Source organism: Variovorax terrae (assembly GCF_022809125.1).
GTDB classification, from domain to species: domain Bacteria; phylum Pseudomonadota; class Gammaproteobacteria; order Burkholderiales; family Burkholderiaceae_C; genus Variovorax_A; species Variovorax_A terrae.
In genome coordinates this window covers 89,119-108,043 of the sequence record NZ_JALGBI010000002.1, presented here as the reverse complement: position 1 = coordinate 108,043, position 18,925 = coordinate 89,119, and the positions used below count along the sequence as shown (strand labels likewise).

General features: G+C 69.0%; 20 protein-coding genes and 1 riboswitch. Of the genes, 8 read left to right on the top strand and 12 right to left on the bottom strand.

Annotated features, from left to right (window positions below; genetic code table 11):
• The first annotated feature begins 50 nt into the window (after positions 1-50).
• A complete protein-coding gene (locus tag MMF98_RS15840; protein WP_423837631.1) occupies positions 51-737 on the top strand; it encodes a TetR family transcriptional regulator C-terminal domain-containing protein in 687 nt (228 codons plus the stop codon).
• A 35-nt stretch (positions 738-772) separates the two neighbouring features.
• Here MMF98_RS15840 and MMF98_RS15835 read toward each other — a convergent pair whose 3' ends face one another.
• The 4 genes from MMF98_RS15835 to MMF98_RS15820 all read right to left on the bottom strand — a co-directional run bounded on the left by MMF98_RS15835 (position 773) and on the right by MMF98_RS15820 (position 4,584).
• Positions 773-1,573: a DUF2145 domain-containing protein gene (locus tag MMF98_RS15835; protein ID WP_243307601.1), complete on the bottom strand. Its 801-nt coding sequence runs from the start codon at positions 1,571-1,573 to the stop codon at positions 773-775.
• A gap of 4 nt (positions 1,574-1,577) precedes the next feature.
• On the bottom strand, positions 1,578-2,039 hold the full coding sequence (locus MMF98_RS15830; protein WP_423837630.1) for a hypothetical protein: 462 nt from the start codon (positions 2,037-2,039) through the stop codon (positions 1,578-1,580).
• 33 nt (positions 2,040-2,072) lie between these two features.
• On the bottom strand, positions 2,073-2,543 hold the full coding sequence (locus tag MMF98_RS15825) for a YiaA/YiaB family inner membrane protein (protein WP_243307600.1): 471 nt from the start codon (positions 2,541-2,543) through the stop codon (positions 2,073-2,075).
• A 118-nt stretch (positions 2,544-2,661) separates the two neighbouring features.
• Positions 2,662-4,584, bottom strand: a complete 1,923-nt coding sequence (locus MMF98_RS15820) for an MFS transporter (protein ID WP_243307598.1) — start codon at positions 4,582-4,584, stop codon at positions 2,662-2,664.
• A gap of 304 nt (positions 4,585-4,888) precedes the next feature.
• Positions 4,889-4,993: riboswitch (glycine riboswitch) on the top strand.
• Between the two features lie 87 nt (positions 4,994-5,080).
• On the opposite strand from MMF98_RS15820, the gene MMF98_RS15815 reads away from it, so the two are divergent.
• Positions 5,081-6,403 (top strand): D-amino acid dehydrogenase, encoded by a 1,323-nt coding sequence (locus tag MMF98_RS15815; protein WP_243307596.1) that lies wholly within the window; start codon positions 5,081-5,083, stop codon positions 6,401-6,403.
• A gap of 39 nt (positions 6,404-6,442) precedes the next feature.
• Here the strand turns inward: MMF98_RS15815 and MMF98_RS15810 are convergent, their stop codons facing one another.
• From MMF98_RS15810 to MMF98_RS15795, 4 genes are read right to left on the bottom strand one after another with little or no spacing between them, the layout of a single operon-like run.
• Positions 6,443-7,552 carry a DUF535 family protein gene (locus tag MMF98_RS15810; RefSeq protein WP_243307595.1) on the bottom strand — a complete coding sequence of 370 codons (1,110 nt, stop codon included), beginning with the start codon at positions 7,550-7,552 and terminating at the stop codon, positions 6,443-6,445.
• Between the two features lie 31 nt (positions 7,553-7,583).
• Complete coding sequence (locus MMF98_RS15805; RefSeq protein WP_243307594.1) at positions 7,584-7,955, bottom strand: hypothetical protein; 372 nt, start codon at positions 7,953-7,955, stop codon at positions 7,584-7,586.
• 7 nt (positions 7,956-7,962) lie between these two features.
• Complete coding sequence (locus MMF98_RS15800; protein WP_243307592.1) at positions 7,963-9,231, bottom strand: FIST signal transduction protein; 1,269 nt, start codon at positions 9,229-9,231, stop codon at positions 7,963-7,965.
• Between the two features lie 10 nt (positions 9,232-9,241).
• Positions 9,242-9,958 carry a PhaM family polyhydroxyalkanoate granule multifunctional regulatory protein gene (locus MMF98_RS15795; RefSeq protein WP_243307590.1) on the bottom strand — a complete coding sequence of 239 codons (717 nt, stop codon included), beginning with the start codon at positions 9,956-9,958 and terminating at the stop codon, positions 9,242-9,244.
• A gap of 320 nt (positions 9,959-10,278) precedes the next feature.
• Here MMF98_RS15795 and MMF98_RS15790 point away from each other — a divergent pair, with 320 nt between their 5' ends.
• From MMF98_RS15790 to MMF98_RS23810, 6 genes are all read left to right on the top strand, one after another.
• A complete protein-coding gene (locus tag MMF98_RS15790) occupies positions 10,279-11,076 on the top strand; it encodes a GntR family transcriptional regulator (protein WP_243307588.1) in 798 nt (265 codons plus the stop codon).
• 43 nt (positions 11,077-11,119) lie between these two features.
• The gene (locus tag MMF98_RS15785; protein ID WP_243307586.1) at positions 11,120-12,103 is read left to right on the top strand and encodes a Bug family tripartite tricarboxylate transporter substrate binding protein; all 984 of its coding nucleotides are present in this window, start codon (positions 11,120-11,122) and stop codon (positions 12,101-12,103) included.
• A gap of 4 nt (positions 12,104-12,107) precedes the next feature.
• Positions 12,108-13,337, top strand: a complete 1,230-nt coding sequence (locus MMF98_RS15780; RefSeq protein WP_243307585.1) for an aconitase X — start codon at positions 12,108-12,110, stop codon at positions 13,335-13,337.
• Complete coding sequence (locus tag MMF98_RS15775) at positions 13,334-13,807, top strand: aconitase X swivel domain-containing protein (protein WP_243307583.1); 474 nt, start codon at positions 13,334-13,336, stop codon at positions 13,805-13,807. Before MMF98_RS15780 ends, MMF98_RS15775 begins: the two co-directional genes overlap by 4 nt.
• Before the next feature lie 217 nt (positions 13,808-14,024).
• Entirely contained in the window at positions 14,025-14,489 is a 465-nt protein-coding gene (locus MMF98_RS15770) for a YidH family protein (protein ID WP_341481308.1), read from the top strand.
• Entirely contained in the window at positions 14,486-14,821 is a 336-nt protein-coding gene (locus tag MMF98_RS23810) for a DUF202 domain-containing protein (protein WP_423837628.1), read from the top strand. The genes MMF98_RS15770 and MMF98_RS23810 overlap by 4 nt, the downstream gene beginning before the upstream one ends.
• 110 nt (positions 14,822-14,931) lie before the next feature.
• Here the strand turns inward: MMF98_RS23810 and MMF98_RS15765 are convergent, their stop codons facing one another.
• The 4 genes from MMF98_RS15765 to MMF98_RS15750 all read right to left on the bottom strand — a co-directional run bounded on the left by MMF98_RS15765 (position 14,932) and on the right by MMF98_RS15750 (position 18,818).
• Positions 14,932-15,429 (bottom strand): copper chaperone PCu(A)C, encoded by a 498-nt coding sequence (locus MMF98_RS15765; protein ID WP_243307581.1) that lies wholly within the window; start codon positions 15,427-15,429, stop codon positions 14,932-14,934.
• Between the two features lie 49 nt (positions 15,430-15,478).
• Positions 15,479-16,018 (bottom strand): YcnI family copper-binding membrane protein, encoded by a 540-nt coding sequence (locus MMF98_RS15760; protein ID WP_243307579.1) that lies wholly within the window; start codon positions 16,016-16,018, stop codon positions 15,479-15,481.
• A gap of 13 nt (positions 16,019-16,031) precedes the next feature.
• Entirely contained in the window at positions 16,032-18,383 is a 2,352-nt protein-coding gene (locus MMF98_RS15755) for a TonB-dependent receptor (RefSeq protein ID WP_243307577.1), read from the bottom strand.
• An 81-nt stretch (positions 18,384-18,464) separates the two neighbouring features.
• A complete protein-coding gene (locus MMF98_RS15750) occupies positions 18,465-18,818 on the bottom strand; it encodes a DUF2946 family protein (protein WP_243307576.1) in 354 nt (117 codons plus the stop codon).
• Positions 18,819-18,925 lie beyond the last annotated feature (107 nt).

The window sequence follows — 18,925 nt, the reverse complement described above, 5'->3', positions numbered from 1 at the left end:
CCGGGCTCGGAGTAGGATGCCGCCCAGACTCCGCTCCTGCCAGAACCCCCATGTCCCTGGACCGCCCGACCCGCTCCCACCCAGCCACCGCCTCCGGCCGCCCCGCGCCCAGCGCAGCGCCGTCGCGGACGCGGCCGGCACGCCAGCGCATCATGGCGGCGATCCGCGCGGCGGCCATCGCCGAGTTCAGCCTGCACGGCCTCAAGGGCACCTCGACCCAGGCCATCGCCGAACGCGCCGGCCTGACCAAGCCGCAGCTGCACTACTACATCGCCGGCAAGGAGGAGCTCTACGAGGAACTCCTGACCTCGGTGCTGAACGACTGGAAGGTGGTGTTCCCGGTCGAGGAAGCGGGCAGCGATCCCGGCGCGGTGCTGGCCGGCTACATCCGCCAGAAGCTCGACCACGCCTTCGACCACCCCGAGATCTCGCGCATCTTCACGCGCGAGGTGCTCGACGGCGGCCACAACCTCGAGCGCTACTGGCCCAATGCCCGTGCCTGGACGCAAAAGAAGGTCGACATCATCCAGGGATGGACCGCCGCCGGCCTGCTGCGGCCGATGGATGCGCGCCTGCTGCTCATGCACATCTGGGCCATGACCCAGCACTACGCCGATTTCGCGCTGCAGGCCCGCGCCCTGCTCGGGCAGGCCGACGGCGAGCCGCTGGACCGCGAAGCCATCGCGCGCGAAGTCATTGCCTTCGTGCTGCACGGCTGCGGCATCCGCAGCGCCTGAGCGCCCTGCTGCGGGCCCGCCCGGGCCGACGCCTGCTACAGCCGGATCGCCACCGGCGCGCCGCCGAGCCGGGCGCGCGCCAGCCAGGCGAACACCGAGTCCACCGTGACGGTTTCGATGCGGTCCGAGAAGCGCTTGCCGGGCGGGTGGTCGTCGAACGCCACATTGGCCGAGCCGATGCGCCCGCCCAGCCGCGTGAGCGGCCCGATCGTCAGCACGCCGGGCTCGTAGCCCTGCGCCCTGAGCCAGGCCTGGGCCCGCTCGCGCGTGCCGGCCGCCGGCTCCATGGCCAGCGCCAGCGTCTCGATCGCCCATTGGTTGGACTGCTGGTACTTCTGCGCCCAGGCGTAGCTCACGATGCTGTAGGCTTTGCCATGCAGCGCGGCGGTCCGGCCGTCGTCCTGCAACAGCGCGTACAGCCGCTCCTGCACCTCGCGCGTGGGAACCACCCAGGCCGCCTCGTACTGCCACAGGTCGTCCAGGAAGAACTCGCCCAGCCCCTGGCGGTACAGCGCCGACTCGGCCGTGCCGCAGGTGTTGAGCTTGTGCGCCACGCGCCAGGGCCCCTCGGGGGTCTTGTAGGCATAGCCGAGGTGCGAGTAGCGCAGCCCGTACGCGCTCAGGTTCTGCCCCATGCGGGCCAGCACCACCAGCTTCGCGCCCGAACGCGCATGCTCGGCGTCCAGCGCCTGCATCGTGCGTTCGGCCAGCGTGAGCCCCTTCTCGATCGTCTGCGCGGTGGGTTTGCCGGCTTCGCAGGAGCGGCCGGCCTGCGCGGGCGGCGCCAGGGCCAGCAGGCCCGCCAGCACGACGACCGGCCACAGGTGCAGCTTCATGGCGTCAGAACGTGATGCGCTCGTTGTGCAGCAGGGCGCGGCCCAGTTCATTGGGCACGAAGGCGATGGCCTCGCCCAGCGCCGACAGCACCACGCCCGCGCCGATGACGCTGACGGTCACCGCCGTTCCGGCCGACAGCACGGCCTGGCTCGCGCCCCGGCCCACCACCTCCACGCTCACGCGCGCGCCGTCAGAGGCCCGCTCCAGCAGGTACACCGTGCCGCGGGCACTGGCCTCCACGGCCTTGACCGTGAGCACCGCGCCCCCCGCCGACAGCGCGACCGGCAGCGGCAGCGCCAGCGCGGCACTGGCAGCGCTGGCGCCCACCGTCACCACGGAGGCCAGCGGCAGGGCCGAGACGGCGCTCACGGCCGAGGCCGCGCCCTGGGCATGGGCCTGCGCAGGCAGGCCGGACAGAAGACTGGCGGCCAGGAGGCAGGCCGATGCCGTCATTCGGAGTTTCATGAGGATTCCTTCGTCGTTATGGGTGCCGGTGCTTCAGCGGGCAGCGGCTTCTTCGCCGCGCGCCATGCGGCCCTGCAGGCGCGCTTCGGCGAGGTCGGCTTCGTGGCGGTCGCGCAGGGTCTTGGCCAGCGTGAAGGTGCAGGTGATCAGGTAGAGCCAGCTCACCAGCAGGAAGGCCTTGTAGGTCTCGTTGACCTCCATGCGCCACAGGCCCCAGCCGGTCAGCCCCATGGCCAGGAAGAAGCCGCCCCACACCACCATGCGGAACATCGGCGTATCGGACGGGCGGCGTTCGGCGCGGCCCGCTTCGTTGTCGCGCACGAACTTGGCGAGGACGAAGGCCGCGGACAGGCAGAAGAAGTAGCCCATGATCATGAACGCCCGGTCCAGGTCCCGGCCCGGCAGCCAGGCCAGCCCCACGGCACACAGAAAAACGGCGATCCCGAAGGACGCCCACACCTGCAGCTGCCAGGCCTTGGAATCGCGATGCACCATCACTTGCATAAAAAACCCCTCCGGTTGGTTGAACATGGAGCGCAGTGTGGCGCGGCGCGGCCGGGTACCCGCGCGGCGCTGCAAAGTCGTGGCGGATGCGTCGGCCGGTATCGGTTGGCAGTACCGTTCAGCCCTGCGCCAGCAGGGCCGCCACGCGTTCGCGCAGCGGCTGCGGCTGGACCTCGGCCGGCGCCAGGGCCGCGCCCACGTTGAGGCCGACGCGGCTGAACATGCCGCGCCGGAACGGCCGCACCATGGCGCCTTCCTTCTCGATGCGGCTGAAGTACGAGCCCCAGAGGTTGGTCAGCGCCATCGGGATCACCGGCGCCGGCGCGCGCTCGAGGATCTTCATGATGCCGCCCTTGAACTCCTGGATCTGCCCGTCGCGCGTGATGCCGCCCTCGGGAAAGATGGCCAGCAGGTCGCCCTCACGCAACACCTCGGCGGCCTGCTCGAAGGCGGCCTCGTAGGCGGCCGGGTCTTCCTTCTGCGGCGCGATCGGGATGGCCTTGGCCAGCCGGAACAGCCAGCCCAGCACCGGGAAACGGAAGATGCGGTGATCCATCAGGAAGCGGATCGGCCGCGGGCTGGCCGCCATCAGCAGCACCGCATCGACGAAGCTCACATGGTTGCACACCAGCACGGCCGCGCCCTGCATCGGGATGTGCTCGTCGCCCCGCACCCGGAAGCGGTAGATGAAGCGCGAGGCGCCCCAGGCGATGAAGCGCAGCAGGTACTCGGGCACCAGCATGAAGATGTAGAAGGCCACCACCGCATTGGCCAGGCCCACCAGCAGGAAGATCTGCGGGATGGTGAAGCCGGCCTCGAGCAGCCCGCCCGCGATCACCGAGCTGGCGATCATGAACAGCGCATTGAGGATGTTGTTGGCCGCGATGATGCGGGCGCGGTGCGTGGGCTGCGCGCGCATCTGGATCAGCGCGTACATCGGCACGCTGTACAGGCCCGCGAACAGGCTCAGCAGCGCCAGGTCGGCCATCACGCGCCAGTGCGCGCCGATCGCCACGAACTGGCCCAACGTGAGGCTGTCGGCCGGCGGCAGGCCGCGCGCGGCGAAGTACAGGTCCACCGCGAACACGCTCATGCCGATCGCGCCCAGCGGCACCAGGCCGATCTCGATGTGGCGGCGGCTCAGCACCTCGCACAGGAGCGAGCCGGTGCCGATGCCGATGGAGAACACCACCAGCAGCAGCGAGGCCACCTGCTCGTTGCCGTGCAGCACCTCCTTGGCGAAGCTCGGGAACTGGCTCAGGAACACCGCGCCGAAGAACCACATCCAGCTGATGCCCAGCAGCGATCGGAAGACCACGATGTTGTCGTGCGCCAGCCGCAGGTTGCGCCAGGTCTCGCTGACCGGGTTCCAGTTGATCTTCAGGCCCGGGTCGGTGGCCGGCGCGCTCGGGATGAACTGCGCCACCGCGCGCCCCGCCAGCGCCAGCAGCACGCAGGCGATGGCCACGTCGCGGTGGCCGACCTCGGGCACCGCCATGATCAGCCCGCCCACGACGTTGCCCAGCAGGATCGCGACGAAGGTGCCCATCTCCACCATGCCGTTGCCGCCGGTCAGTTCGCGCTCATTGAGCACCTGCGGCAGATAGGCGAACTTGACCGGGCCGAACAGCGTGGAGTGCAGGCCCATGAGGAAGGTGCAGCCCAGCAGCACCGCCGCGTTCTCGCTGTAGAAGCCCCAGGCCGCGATCGCCATGATCACGATCTCCAGGTTCTTCACGAAGCGGATCATCACCGTCTTGTCGTGCTTGTCGGTGAGCTGGCCGCTGGTGGCCGAGAACAGCAGGAACGGCAGGATGAACAGCGCACCGATCACCAGCCCCGCCATCGCCGGCGGCAGCCAGCCCACGCTGAGCTGGTAGGTCACCATCACGGTGAAGGCGAACTTGAACAGGTTGTCGTTGGCCGCGCCCGAGAACTGCGTCCAGAAGAAGGGCGCGAAGCGGCGTTGCCGGAGCAGCGCGAACTGGTTGGGGTGCTCGCCCGGCGCGGGGGCGGCGGCGGGGCTGCTCTGGCTCGTCATACGGGGCTCCTCTTCACGGTCGGCGTCGATGTTGCGGCAGATTGTGCCGCAGGCCTGTGGCGGTTCCGGGGGCGGCTCATGCCTTCTCCCGGGTGGCATCCACGGCGCCAGTGTGGCCGCGCGGCCCCCGGCCGGCGGCGCTGCTTCGCCGGGGCCTGCCAGGCGGCACGCCGCGTACCGGCAGGCGATACCGCACTGCCCGACTCCCTCTACAATGGACAGCTGCAGGAGAGCGAACGCGCCAGCCGCGTTCCACCGAAGGCGCAAACTCCCATACACGCTCAGGTTCCGTACTGCACACACTGAAAAGCCGTCTGGAGAGCCATCACCACCGTGATGCACCGAAGGAGCAAGCCCCCCGGAGAACCGGCGGGTGAATCTCTCAGGTACCAAGGACAGGGGGAGCGGCAACCACGCGGACAGCGCCGGGTTGCTCCTCTTTTGATAGCAGCTCGCGTCCACCCCGCGCGGACCTTCTGTCAAAAAGGCTCTCATCATGCGAGTGATCGTTCTCGGCGCCGGCCTGCTCGGCGTCACCTCGGCGTATTACCTCCAGCAGCTCGGCCACGACGTGACCGTGATCGACCGGCAGGCCACCCCGGCCGCCGAAACCAGCTTCGCCAACGGCGGGCAGATCTCGGTCAGCCATGCCGAGCCCTGGGCCAACCCGAGTGCGCCGCTCAAGGTGCTGCAGTGGCTGGGCAAGGAAGACGCGCCGCTGCTGTTCCGCCTGCGCGCCGACCTGCGCCAGTGGCTCTGGGGCCTGCAGTTCCTGCGCGAATGCACGCCGGCGCGCACCCGGCACAACATCGAGCAGATCGTGCGCCTGGGCACCTACAGCCGCAACGTGCTGCAGCAGCTGCGCCGCGACACCGGCCTGGCCTACGACCAGCGCACGCAGGGCATCCTGCACTTCTACACGACGCAAAAGGAGTTCGACGCCGCCCTCCAGCCCGCCGAGCAGATGCGCGCGCTGGGCTGCGAGCGCCGGGTGATCTCGGCCGACGAGGCCGTGAAGATCGAGCCCGCGCTCGCCCACATCCGTCCGCAACTGGCCGGCGCCACCTACACGGCCGAGGACGAATCGGGCGACGCCAACCGCTTCGCGCGCGAGCTCGTCACGCTGGCACAGGCCGCCGGCGTCCGGTTCCTGATGAGCCACACGGTGACCGCGCTGCGCGAAGCCGGCGGCAGCATCGACCACGTCGAGGCCACCGACAGCGAAGGCCGTTTCCAGCGCATCCGCGGCGACGCCTTCGTGCTGGCCATGGGCTCGCTGAGCCCGCTGTACGCCGCGCCGCTGGGCATTCGCCTGCCGATCTATCCGGCCAAGGGCTACTCGGTGACGCTGCCCGTGAAGGACGCCTCGAAGGCGCACCAGGTCTCGCTGACCGACGACGAGTTCAAGCTCGTGTTCTCGCGCTACACCTCCGAGTCGGGCGACCGCCTGCGCATCGCCGGCACGGCCGAGCTCAACGGCTACGACCGCGACCTGAACCGCGTGCGCTGCGAAGCCATCGTGCGCCGCGTCGAAGAACTGTTCCCTGGCGCCGGCGACACCACGCAGGCCCAGTTCTGGACCGGCCTGCGCCCCGCCACGCCGAGCAACGTGCCGCTGATCGGCGGGACGAAGCTGCCGAACCTGTTCCTCAACACCGGCCACGGCACGCTGGGCTGGACCCATGCCTGCGGCTCGGGCAAGTCGATCGCGCGCATCGTGAGCGGGCTCGCGCCCGAGGTCGATTTTGCGTTCACGGGCAGCGTGCGGCGCGGCGCCGGTGCCTCGATGACGCTGCCGCAGCCCGCCGGCAAGGCCTGAACGGGACCGTGCGCGCCCTGCCCTGCCGGCAGGCGAACCTCAGAGCCGGCCGATCAGTTCGCCGGGCCCCGAGTCCAGCACGCTGGAGGGCGCGCCCGAACGGGTGAACGGGTTGTCCTGGATCGTGTGGCTCTCGGTCATGCCGTGCAGGCTGGCGTGCCGGCCGGGGCGCAGCAGCACCTCGCCCAGGCCGCGGCTCAGCCGGGTGTTGACACGGATCCAGTAGTCTGCGCGCCGGGCCTGGCGCGCACGCTTGTCGGCCGACGAGGCGGTGGCCGCCAGCGCGTCGTCGGATTCGCGCGACAGCACGCGCCAGCCTTCGGCGCCATGCTTGGCGCCGAAGTGCTCCCACAGGGCGTTGTGGCTGTCGGCAATGCGCTGGGCCAGCTCGCGGCGGCCGGCGTCCCGCGGCAGCCGGCCGCCGGCCTGCAGCGAGTGCCAGGCCGGGTCCAGGCCAACCAGCGGCAGGTTCCAGAACTGGGCCAGCGACTGCATCACGCGCACCAGGAACACCGGCGTTCTCCAGCCCCGCAGGGCCCGCAGCAGGTCTTCCGGACTCAGGCGCCCGCCGGGCTGCCGCGGCCCGCGCAGGCCGCCGATCGCCAGGCAGGGCTGGCCCTGGATGCGAAAGCAGCTGAACGCGAGCGCCGCGAGGTCCACCGCGCGGCCGTCGTCCGGCAGCGTCGTCAGCGTGAGCAGCAGGTCGCCTTCCAGGCTGTGGGGCGCGGCGCGCTGCAGCTGCAGGCGCAGCGGGTCATGGCCGGACGACGGCAGCTCGGCCAGCACCACCGGCTGCCCAGCCGCCAGCTGCTGCAGCGCGGCGGGCTGGAACGCCGTCTCCAGCCAGTCGGCATGGTCGATCAGGTGCGTGATGCGCTGGGGCAGCGACACGCCCCGGTTCACGTCGGGCCGCACCGCGCGCAGGAATTCGGCCGGCAGGTCGGGCATCAGGCCGCGCTCGTGGTGCTCGTGGACCACCGCCATCCAGCGGCGCAAGGCCAGGTTGGAGCGCAGCTGCGCCTTCAGCAGGCGCCAGGTGAGGTTCAGCCGCGACACGCCGCCGGCGGGCGGGGCCTGCCAGGCCCATGACAGGCTGCGCCCGAGGCCGGGCGGCTTGGAATCGGTGGCGGCAGCGTCGGCAGGGTTCATGGAGCGGAGTTTATGCCGGCACGTCCATGGCTCAGGGGCTTTGCGGCGTCTCGGGCCGGCACAGCCCGGCCTGGCCCGGCACGCAGCCGCCGGCGCAGACCGGCGTGCCGTCGGTGCGCATGGTCACGGCGCCGCGCAGTTGCGTGGCGCAGACCGGGTCGCCGTTGGGCGCCTGCACGCAGCGGCCGATGCCGCACAGCGGGTTGCCTTCGCGGTCGGCCACGATGCCGCCGCCCCTAGGCGCGCACATCACCTCGCCGTTGCGGCCGGCCATGCAGGGCGTGTCGGGCGCGGCGCGGCAGCGCAGCGCGCCCTGCGGGTTGCGGTAGCACTGCGCGGCCTCGCCGGTGCCGGCGAGCAGGCCTAGGCCCAGCAGCAGCAACGGCAGGAGGCGGCGCGTCATCCCCGCCTCAGTCTGCCGCCGTGAACACCGTGAGCACGCCGGTGTAGCCATACAGGTGGTGGCGCGCGATCTCGCCGCCGGCGAAGAAGCCCACCAGCGGCACGTCGCCGAGCGCGCGGCGCACGATCTGCAGCTCGGCGCTGGGCGCGCCGAAATGCGGGCCGCCGCGCCCGGCGCAGCTCACGTAGACCGCGCCGGCAATGCGCCGCGCCGGGTTGGGGGCCGACTCGGCCTCGGGTGCGGCCAGCGCGGCCGCCGCGGACAGCGGCATTTCCTCGGGCTCGAGCTCCTCGCGGATCTCGGCGCAGACGCGGATCAGGTCGGCGCGCGCGGCCTGCGCATTGCGCTGGCAGAACGCCAGGCGCGTGCCGGGCTGCACCGGGTCGGCCACCGCCACGCCCTGGCGCGCCGGGTCGAGGCCGATGATGTGGCGCACCTGGGTGTCGACGCCGAAATGGCCGGCGCGGTTGACCAGCTCGCCCGCCGCGCCGTCGCCGGGCCGCATCAGGCCCACCAGCGTGGCGCGCACCTTGGCCAGCGCGCCGCGCGGCTCGTCGAGCGAGACGCCGAGGTCGCGCATCAGCACCTCGAGCGCGGGCTGCCCGTCGAGCCCGGTGACCACGTTGCCCTCGGCCGCGGTGATCTCGTGCACCGGCGACACCGGCTGGCAGCCCTGGGTCACGCGCGACACCAGGGCCACGCCCTCGCCGAAGGCCACGCCCGAGAGGCCGCCGCTGAACACGCCGCGCGCCGCGCCATGGCCCTTGATGTTGCCGTTGCCGCCCACGGCGAACTGCACCGTCCGCGAGCGGCTCGAGGCCAGCCCGCCGAACAGGTAGCCGGTGGCGGTGCGCGCGGCCATCTCGCCGATCAGCTCGGCCACGTCGGGCGTGGCGGCGTCGGCATGGATCAGCGCGGTGTGCGGCTCGAAGTTGAGGCCCAGCGGCGCCACCCCGGAGAACACGCGGTACTGCTCGGGCGGCAGCTCGCACAGCATCACGGCCAGCGCGGGCTCGTCGAAGTACTCGACGTTGTTCGAGGCGATGCCCACGCCCACCGTGCCCGACCAGTCGGTGATCTCGGGCAGCTCGGCGCCCAGGTGGTCCAGGATGTCCTGCGCCGCGCCGGCGTAGTGGTCGGTGATGTAGAGCAGCCCCAGCGTGGGGGCGCTGGCGTAGTCCGGCAGCGCCATGTGCGCGCGCAGCTGCGCCAGCACGAGGCCGGCCGCCATGCGCCATTGCGGATGGGTGGCGTGGCCGTAGGGAAACAGCTTCATGCGCGGCGGCTCAGCCGGCCCGGCGGCTGCGCGCGGGGCTCTTTTTAGCGGATTTTCGGGCCGGGGTCCGCGTCCCGCCGACACTGGCTGCTACGGTTTTGGTAGCAACCTGGGCCATATCGGCGGCTGTCTTGAGCGCGCCCTTGGCGAGGCCGGTGGCCATGTTCCGGGTGGTGTCGACCGCGGTCTGGCGCGCCGCGTCCTTCATCGCGCCGGCCGCGATCTGCTGGAACTGGCTGGTGAGCGCGCCCCACCACTGCATCGGATCGACCACGCCGGCCGCCGCGGCCGGTGCGGCCGCGCTCTTCTTGCGCGAGGCGCGGCCCTTGGCGGCCACGCCGGACAGGGTCTTGGCCGTGTCGGCGGCGGTGTCGGTCACCTTCTGCACGCCCGACAGCACGGTGTCGGCGGCCTTGAGCTTGAACGCATTGGCCACGTCGCCCATGTTGAAGTTCATGCCCTTGAGCGTGGCCAGCGTCATCTTCTGCACCTCCAGCGCCTGGATGGTGGCCTTGAGCGCGGTGGCGTTCTGGTCGAGCCAGAACTGCACGGCCTTGAGCTCCTCGATGCGCTTGTCCAGCTCCTCGACGTTGAGCGTGGGCGCCACCCAGTTGGCGAGGTTGGGCATCTGGGGGATGTTCTGCGACGCCCCCTTGGCCAGGTTCTGCAGGAAGTCGAATCCGGGGACGAATTTACCGAAGCCGAAGGGGTTGGGGGTGTCGCTCATGGCCGCTCCTGGGTCGTTGTTTTACTGCGCCATGACAGCTTACTCCAAGACCGCGCGACTGGCGATGGGCGGGCCCGGGCGACCGTCGCATTCGCAGGGCGTGGCGTCTTCAGACTGCCAGAGCAGGAGGTGGCCGGGCAGGCTGGCGTGAAGCGCCTTCAGGATGGGCGACGGCGGACCACGGCGCTCGGCGTTGCCGTTTGGCAAAGACGCGTGTCCGGCAGGCACCGGGCGGAAAAGCAAGGTTGAAAACATGGCCCTGATTGCATCAACCACATTCAGCCTTGACCAATACGTTTTAATACAACAAAATACATGTCATGACCAAGCCAATCACTTCCCGTTCGCAGGCCATGGACAAGCCGCTGGATGCCTCAAGCGCTGACCCGCTTTATGTCCAGCTGGCCAACCGGCTTGCCGATGCGATTTCCAGCGGGACCTACGGCCCCGGCCAGCAACTCCCGCCGGAAGCGAGGCTGATGAGCGACTTCGGAATCAGCCGCGTCACGGTTCGACAAGCGATCCAGCTGCTGACTCGCAATGGCCAGGTTGTGTCGAGGAGGGGGAAGGGAACCTTCGTCTCGCGGGCGTCGTTTCAGCAGGATCTCTCCAGCCTGCAAGGGTTCCAGGAGGCCTTGCGCCTGCAAGGTATCGAGCCGGAGACGGAGCTGCTGGAGTTTTCTGCATCGGCAGGCCGGATCGACGGCCAGCTGCCAACAGGCCTCAATTTGCCAGTGCGCCTGCGCAGGCGCTACTGCGTTGACGGCGAAGCCTTTGCCGTTGTCGAGGCCTACCTTCCTGCCGAAGCAGAAGCAGTCGGTCCAGTGCGGGCGGAACGCCTGTCGGTGTACGACATCCTTCAGCAGTTCCTTGGCCTTCGGATCGGTCGAGCAGACATCGCCATTCAGTGCGCGAAGCCGAAAAACAGGATCTCCGCCGAACTGGGCCTGCCTCCACGCAGTCACGTGCTTCTGATGCAACGAACTTCATTCGCCGTATCTGGCGCCCCGTGCGAGCACATGCGCATCTACATCGTGCCGGAGCGCTACACGTTCCGCATGAGTGTCCCCGGGCCCATGCAACTCGCGTCAGCCATTCAGCCGGCCATGGTTTCTTGACAGAGGTCATGACGCCCTCACCCCCAACGATGGAGACCCCACAATGAACAACGATCGATTTCGTCGCCTATTGCTGAAGCTTCCGGCGGCTGCGGGAGCCGTGGCTGCCCTCGCACCATGGCGGGCCTTGGCAGAAGGCTTTCCCTCCAAGCCCCTGCGCATGGTCGTCCCCTTTCCGGCCGGCGGGCCAACAGACATCGTGGCGCGGCCTTTTGCCAAGCTGCTAGGCGACTCCTTGGGCCAACAGGTCTACATCGACAACCGCGGCGGAGCAGGCGGCGGCATCGGCGCCAGCAGCGTGGCCGCCTCCAGTCCGGATGGATACACGCTGTTCATGGGGACCGTCGGGACAAGTGCGATCAACCCGGCGCTCTACAAGAAAATGGGTTACGACCCGGTTGCCGACTTCACACCGTTGGCGACTGTCGCCAGCGCGCCCGTCGCCGTCGTGGTGAATCCTGCGACGGGAATCAATTCACTTGCCGATCTCGTGGCAAAAGCCAAGGCACAACCGGACACGCTGACGTACGGGTCTGCTGGCAACGGCACACCAGGCCATCTCGCCGGCGCCATGTTCTGTTCTGGCGCGGGCATCAAGCTTCGCCATGTGCCATACAAAGGCAGCGCCCCGGCAGTGACGGACCTTCTGGGCGGGACGATCCAGGTGATGTTTGATCCGCTCCAGTCGGTCTTGCCCCATGTGCAAGCGGGGAAGCTCAAGATTCTCGGCGTCACCAGCCGCCAACGCGCCACGGCCGTGCCAACCATTCCCACGGTCGCAGAGAGTGTCATTCCCGATTTTGAGATGGTCGCCTGGTGGGCGGTCTATGGACCGGCGCGGATGCCGCCTCACGTAACCACGCGCCTCGTGAATGAGATCCAACGCTTGACGAAAAGCCCCGAGTTCGAACGTGGCCTGGGCAATATGGGTGTCCAGCCCCTGAACGTACCGCTTGCGCAGTTGCAGCGGGATGAGACTGCCAAGTGGGGCGCCGCCGTGCGCACCTCTGGCCTAACCCTGGAGTGAAAGCATGAGACTCAACGATGAAGAGCAGGCGATGCTCGCCGGCGAAGCCGGAAGTGTCGCCAAGATCGCCATAGAGCACCAGATCAAGGTTGGACGCTTCTTCAAGGCAGAGGACTTCGTACCGGTCACGCAAGCGCACATCATGGCCGATACCGAAAGCCTCGGCCAGGCCGGCGTCATGTGGCTGGAGAAGCTGGCCGATGCGGGCGAGGCGGGAGTCCGGATCCCGACCATCACCGATCCACGCGGCACGGATTTCGAGAAGGCCTCGCTCCTGGGCCAGGCGGACTGGATGCTCGAGCTTGAGCGGCGCGCGATCGAAGCGTTCACCCGGCTCGGGGTCAGCATGACCGATACCTGCATCAACTACCAGACCGTGCTGGCAGCAACGCGCGGCGAACATGTCGCATTCGGTGACACGGGTGTGGTCATCTACTCCAATTCGGTGGGAGGCGCGCGTTCGAATTTCGAAGGCGGTCCCTCCGCGCTGTCGGCCGGCCTCACCGGCCGTACGCCACGATACGGATACCACCTTGACAGCCATCGCCAAGCCACGCTGCGCATCCGTACGGACTGGACGCCGCGCACACTTGACGACTGGGGCGCACTGGGCGGGATCGTCGGCCGGCTTTCCAACAACTATTGGCAAGTCCCTCTGGTGGAGGGCCTGGAAACCGCTCCGACCTCGGACGAACTCAAGCACTTCGGCGCGGCAATGGCGAGCTTCGGTTCGACCGCCTTGTTCCACCTCCTGGGTATCACGCCCGAGGCCCTGCGGCTCTCCGACGTGGGCGGCGACAAGCTGGCGGTGACCCACCGGATCGGCGAATCCGATGTGAACGCCCTCAAGCAAAGCTACCTGGTCGATGCCGGCATCGACGTGGTGGTCTTCTCCGCACCGCAGCTGAGCATCTTCGAGCTGCGAGACCTGGCCAGGCTTTGCGAAGGCAGGAACTTCAAGCGTCCGCTGCTGGCAGTCACCAGCCCCCAGGTCAAACCGGACTGCGATCGCTTCGGCTACACCAAGGCAATTGAAGAGGCGGGCGGCACGGTCCTCGCGGGGATGTGTTTCTACCAGTCCTATGCGCGTGAAATGAGCGAGGCAAAAGGATGGAAGCGCCTGGCGACCAACAGCGCCAAGCTGGTCAACATTCTGGGCGGCTATGGCTACGTGCCGATGCTTGCCTCCATGCAAGCCTGCGTCAGTGCCGCCGAATCGGGAGAACTGCAATGAGCACCACCAGATACCAATCCCGCCACGCGATGGGTCGGCGCGTCATCGGCCAGGCGCTCGTCGCCCATGATGGGCTCTCCGCGCGCTACGACTTGAATCGGCTGCAGGGCGTCTTCTCGCGGCCGGCGCACAAGCTCGTCGGCCAATCCTATGTTGACAAGATCCTCGTCCTCGACACGGCCAAGGGCGGTGTCGCCACGGCCTGGATGCTTCACGAGATGCGCTCTCGCAACATGGTGCCGTCGGCCATCGTCTTCAACACGGTCAACACCATCCTCGCTCAAGGTGCGGCGCTGGGCGACGTCACGATGCTGGCGGGCTTCGACGTTGACATCACCGCTCAGATTCCTCATGGGGCCATGGTGGAGGTTGATCCCGACACGTTCACCATCCGTGTATTGGACCCGAGCGAGTATCCGGCCGAAGCGCCAGGCGCCCCGGACACCCGGAAAATCCACGGTCTTCTCTAGGCGATACTTTTGACGCGGCTTGGCATGGCGCCCCAAGCCGCGCAGCCCTCTTCGGACCGCCATGGAGTCGAACGACAAGGTGGCCGACGCTGCCCGGATGCTTCGCGCCACCCGGGCGAGCGGTCTTCGGCGCGGAGGTCGACAGTCCAGCCCATCGTCAGCTTGGCCCGCAGCAGGCAGCCGCCGCTGAATCGTGGTGGTCGAGGAGACACGTGCCATGGCGATTCCTCACGCCCCCATGGATCGGCATGATCAACCAACACGAGAGATGAACCACCTTCGTTCCGGCAATCGAATGGATGCGCAGCGCGCGCGCGAACCTGAGTGGCGAACGACGGGCGAAGAGCCCGACTATCGTTTCACGCTCGCCAACGAGCGCACATTTCTTGCGTGGATCCGGACAGCACTCGCAGTCCTCGCGGCGGGCGTGCTGCTGGATCAGTTTTCCACGAAGCTGCGCCCGCACCTGTTGGTGGTACTCGTGGCAAGTGCACTATGCCTGCTCGCGGCCATGCTGAGCGTGATGGCGTACCGGCGCTGGCAGCACAACGAAATCGCCATGCGTCACAAGTCGCCGCTCCCACACTCGCGCGTTCTTGCCTGGCTGGCCGGGGCCGTTCTCGCCACGAGCGCCGCGCTCGCGGTGCTCATCACAGCCTCAATCATCGGGATCCAATCGTGAGGCCACCCCTCTCCAGAGACCCAGGACTGCAGCCGGAACGCACGTCTCTGTCCTGGACGCGCACGGCTTCGGGCCTGTTGCTCAACGGCGTGCTCAACCTGCGCGTGGGCTACGCGAGCGAGTCCCTGCCTCTCCTCGGCCTGTCGTGCATGCTGCTGATCGCGGCCGCAGCGACGTTCGGATTCGGTCGGCAGCGGCGGCTTGTGCTGACAACAGGCCGATCCGTTGCGCCCGTGAGTGCGAGCGCCGCGAGAGCGGTGATGGCGGCCTGCGTTCTCGCGGCGTTGACGGGCTTTGGGTCGATTTCGGTTGGCCACGCTCTCGGAGGATGACGGGTGCGCCCTTCAAGGCGGCCATCACTCCACGGGTCCATTCGGCTCTCGTGGCGCGAGCGATGCCCGGCCTTGCCCGGCGCGCCGGCCCCGCAGTAGCCCGCCAGCCTTCAGTGCTTGTGGCCGGCCATGCCGCCGCCCATGCCCGGCATCGCGCCCGGCGCCGCCGTGGCCACGGGCACCTGGATCTCGAGCTTGCTGTCGGCGCCCTTGGCATCCTTGAAGGTCAGCGTCAGCGGCACGCTCGTGCCCTTGGCCAGCGGCGCCTTGAGGTCCATCAGCATCACGTGGTAGCCGCCGGGCTTGAGCTCGACGGTCTGGCCCGCGGGCAGGTCGAGCCCGGGCAGGGCACGCATCTTCATCACGTCGCCCTCCATCTTCATCTCGTGCACCTCGGCCACGCCGGCCACCGGCGTCGAGACGGCCACCAGCCGGGTGGCCTCCTTCGAGGTGAGCTTCATGAAGGCGCCCGAGGCTTTCTGCCCCTGCACGCTGGCGCGCGCCCAGGCGCCGTCCACGGTGATGCCGGTGGCGGCCGGCTGCGCCACGGCGCCCGCGATCAGGCCGAAGCCCAGGGCCAGGCCGGCCAGGAGGGAAGTCGATTTCATGGTGTTCTCCGATATCAATGAAGTTGAAAAAAAGGGACGGGGCACGGCTTCAGTGCTGATGGCCGCCGCCGCCCTCGGCCGGCAGGATCTCGAGGTAGGCGGCCGGGGCCTGGAGGTCGGACAGCTTCTGGCCCGGGCCGGGCACCTCGGTCCAGTCGGCGCGGCCCTGCTCGCAGACCTGGCTGACCGGCCAGTACAGCGCGCCGCTCTGGCCGGGCAGGCGGGCCTGCAGCACGAACTCATCGTAGTACGCATCGGGCAGCATGTCTTCGCGGGTGCGGGCGGTCCAGCTGATGCGGCGGGCTTCGCCGGCCGCACCCGGGGCCGCCGGCTGGCGCTCGATCTCGATCTGCCAGCCCGGCTTGGGCATGGGCTTGGCGCCGCGCACGCCCGGCGGCAGGGTGACGACGATCTGGCGGATCGGCGAGCCCGCGCAGCCGTGGCCGACCTTGAAGGTGGCCTTGTAGCTGCTGTTGGCGGGCGCCACCTGGTATTCCAGCGTGATGTGGGCATGGGCAGTGGAAAAAGCGCCCAGGGTCCCCGCCGCGAGGGCGCAGGCTGCGATGGTTTTGATAGCAAATGAAGTCATGGGAAGCGTCCTGTCAGAGGTCGAATTTCAGCTCGGCCGAATAGCTGCGCTGCGGGTAGGGGTGGAAGTTCCAGTACTGGGCGTTGTTGAGGTTGTCGATGCCGAAGCTCGCGGCCAGCTGCCTGCTGATGCGATAGCGCACGCGCAGGTCGGTGGTGAAGTACTTGCTCACCCCCATGTAGGCGAAGCCGTTGGTGTCGCTGTTGTTGAGCGTGCGGTACTGGCTGCCGCTGTAGCGCGCGCCGAAGGCCACGCTCCAGCGCTCGCCGAGGCGGTAGCTGGCCAGCGCGGTGGCGCGCCACTTCGGGATGTTGGGCTGCTGCTTGCCCAGGGTGTCGCCGGGCACGCTCACGAAGCCGGCGTTCTCCTTGATGACGGAGTCGGCATAGGTGAGGCTGGCGTTCAGGTCCAGGCCCTTGGTGCCCACGTCGCTGCCGCTGTAGGCCATCTCCAGGCCCCGGGTCTGGATGCGCCCCACGTTCTGCACACGGCTGATGTTGCGGTTGGCCACCGGGTCGTAGGTGGTCTGCGAGTACAGCGAGTCGTGCGTGTCCTCGGTGAAGAAGGTCAGGCGCAGCAGCGCGCTGCCCAGGTCCTTCTCGGCCGAGAGTTCGGTGGTCACCGAGCGCTCGGGCCGCAGGTTCGGGTCGTTGAGGTACTGCGAGTTGGTGGTGGAGGTGGCGCCGTACAGCTCGCCCACCGTGGGCATGCGCACCGCGCGGCCGGCCGAGGCCTTGAGCACCAGGTCCGGCGCCCACTGGTAGGACAGCGCGGCCTTGGGCGAGAGATAGGTTTCGCGGCGCGCCGGGTAGGCCAGCGCACTGGCGGCCGAGAACACCGTCGCGCCGTCGAAGGCCCGCCACTGCTCGGCGCGCAGGCCCAGCACCGTCTTCCAGCGCTCGGCCAGGGCCCAGGCGTCCTGCGCCCAGAGGCTTTGCAGCTGCGTGCGGCCCTGCACGTTGCTGACGAGGGCGCCGGCCGGATCGGCCTGCCAGTTGGCGGCGATGCCCGAGGTGAGGTAGCTCAGGGTGTAGTCGTCAAGCTGCCAGCCGAAATCCACGATGTGCGCGCCCTTCACGCCCTGCGGGCGCCAGGTGCCCTTGAGCGCCAGGTTGCGCCAGCCGGTGCCGCTGCCGTCGGCCACCGTGCCGGGGCCGCCGGCGGCGGCGCCGGGCAGGGGGTTGGCGGCGGCATTCTGGCGCAGGGTGTCGCGCTGGTAGTCGTAGACGCTGGCCACGGCCTCCCAGTCCCAGCGGCCCTGGGTGTGGCTCTTGACCGACAGGCCGTGCATCAGGTGCAGGCTGCTCTGGTTGGTGAGCGCGAAGTCGCCGCCCGCGAGCGCCTGCGCGCCGGTGAAGGCCGTGCCGTTGATGTTGATGCCGCCGCTGGTGACGCTCTGGCCGGCCGCGTTGCGCAGGTAGGACACCGGGCGGCCTTCCGAGCGGTTCTCCCACAAGCCCAGGGTGTAGGTGGCGCGCACCGTGGGCGTGAGGTCGTAGGCCAGCTTGGCCTTGAGGTGGTCCTGGCGCGTGTGGTACTGGGTGCCCGTGCCCAGGATGACCCAGGGCTGGCCGGCGCTGTTGAGGCCGGCCACCGCGCCGCTCACGGGCGTGCCGCCGGCGCCCGGCGTGCCGGCGCTGGCGAGCCGGGTCGCGAAGGTCAGCGGCTGGCCCTGGCTGTCGGTGTGGTTGACGTTGAGCCACCACGACCAGTCGCCGCTCCTGTTGCCCAGCGAGGCGCTGGTCTGCCAGGACCGGTAGGTGGCGCTGGTGTTGTAGAGCGAGAACGGCTGGCTCGTGAACCCCATCTGCGCGTGGGCCTCGAACTTGGTGGGCATGCGCGTCACGTAGTCCACCACCGCGCCCACCGAGTTGCCCGGGTAGGCGGCCGAGAACGGGCCATACATCACGTCCACGCGCTCGATCTCCTCGGGCGTGACCATGCCCCAGCGCGGCGGGAAACTCAGGCCGCCGACGCCGTTGCCCAGGTAGTTGGACAGCAGGATGCCGTCGGCATAGACCGCCGAGCGCGCGCTGTTGCCCGTGCCCGAGGCGCGGCTGGACAGGATGGCGTGGTTGTAGTCGCCGATGTAGCGCTTGCGCACCAGCAGGCTGGGGAAGTACTTGAGCGCGTCCTCGCTGTCGGTGGCGTTGACGGTCTGCTCGATCTGCTCGCGCGTGATGCCCTCCATGGTGGTGGGAATCTGCGTGGGCAGCGAAGTCGGCTGGCCGCTGTGGATGGTGACGACGCCGAGCGACTTGGTCTGCGCCGGCGGTTCGGCCGGGGACTCGGCGGCCCGCACCGGGGCAACGAACGAAAGAGGAAAGACCGCGGCCAGGGCCGCAGCCGTGCGTGGGAGACGCATGGGTGGAACAACTCCGAAAAATCAACCAAAACCACCGGATGTCCGCATGCAGCGGTCATCAGGCGCTATGAATTTGATAGTTCAGAGAAGCGGGGGCCCGCGCGCGGGCAGGGGTGCCGCGGTCAGCCAGGCGATGTGCGCCGCGGGAATCGGGCGCAGCACATGGGCCAGCGGGCTGGCCGGCTCGGCCGTGGTCTGCACGGCGGGCGGCAGCGGCCCGGTGCCGGCGCACAGCGGGCAGTCGAGCGTGTGGCTGCGCACTTCCTTGACGCCGTCGTCGGTCTTGACCAGCAGCTTCATCGCGCCGGAAGACGAGCACACCAGCTCCATCGGCACCGGCTTGATGACCGGCGAGGCAATGGCCGCGCCGATGGACAACGCGAACCACACCAGCACGAGGCGGGTGAGCAGTTGGGCGTTGCGCAGGACATGCATGGGGGAGGATTATCGCGGATGTGGCGGGAGCGGCTTTTTGGGGAAGCGTCGCCGGGGCCGCAGCCCACGCGGGCTCGCGCTCCGGCGCAACAGGCAGGCCGGGTGGG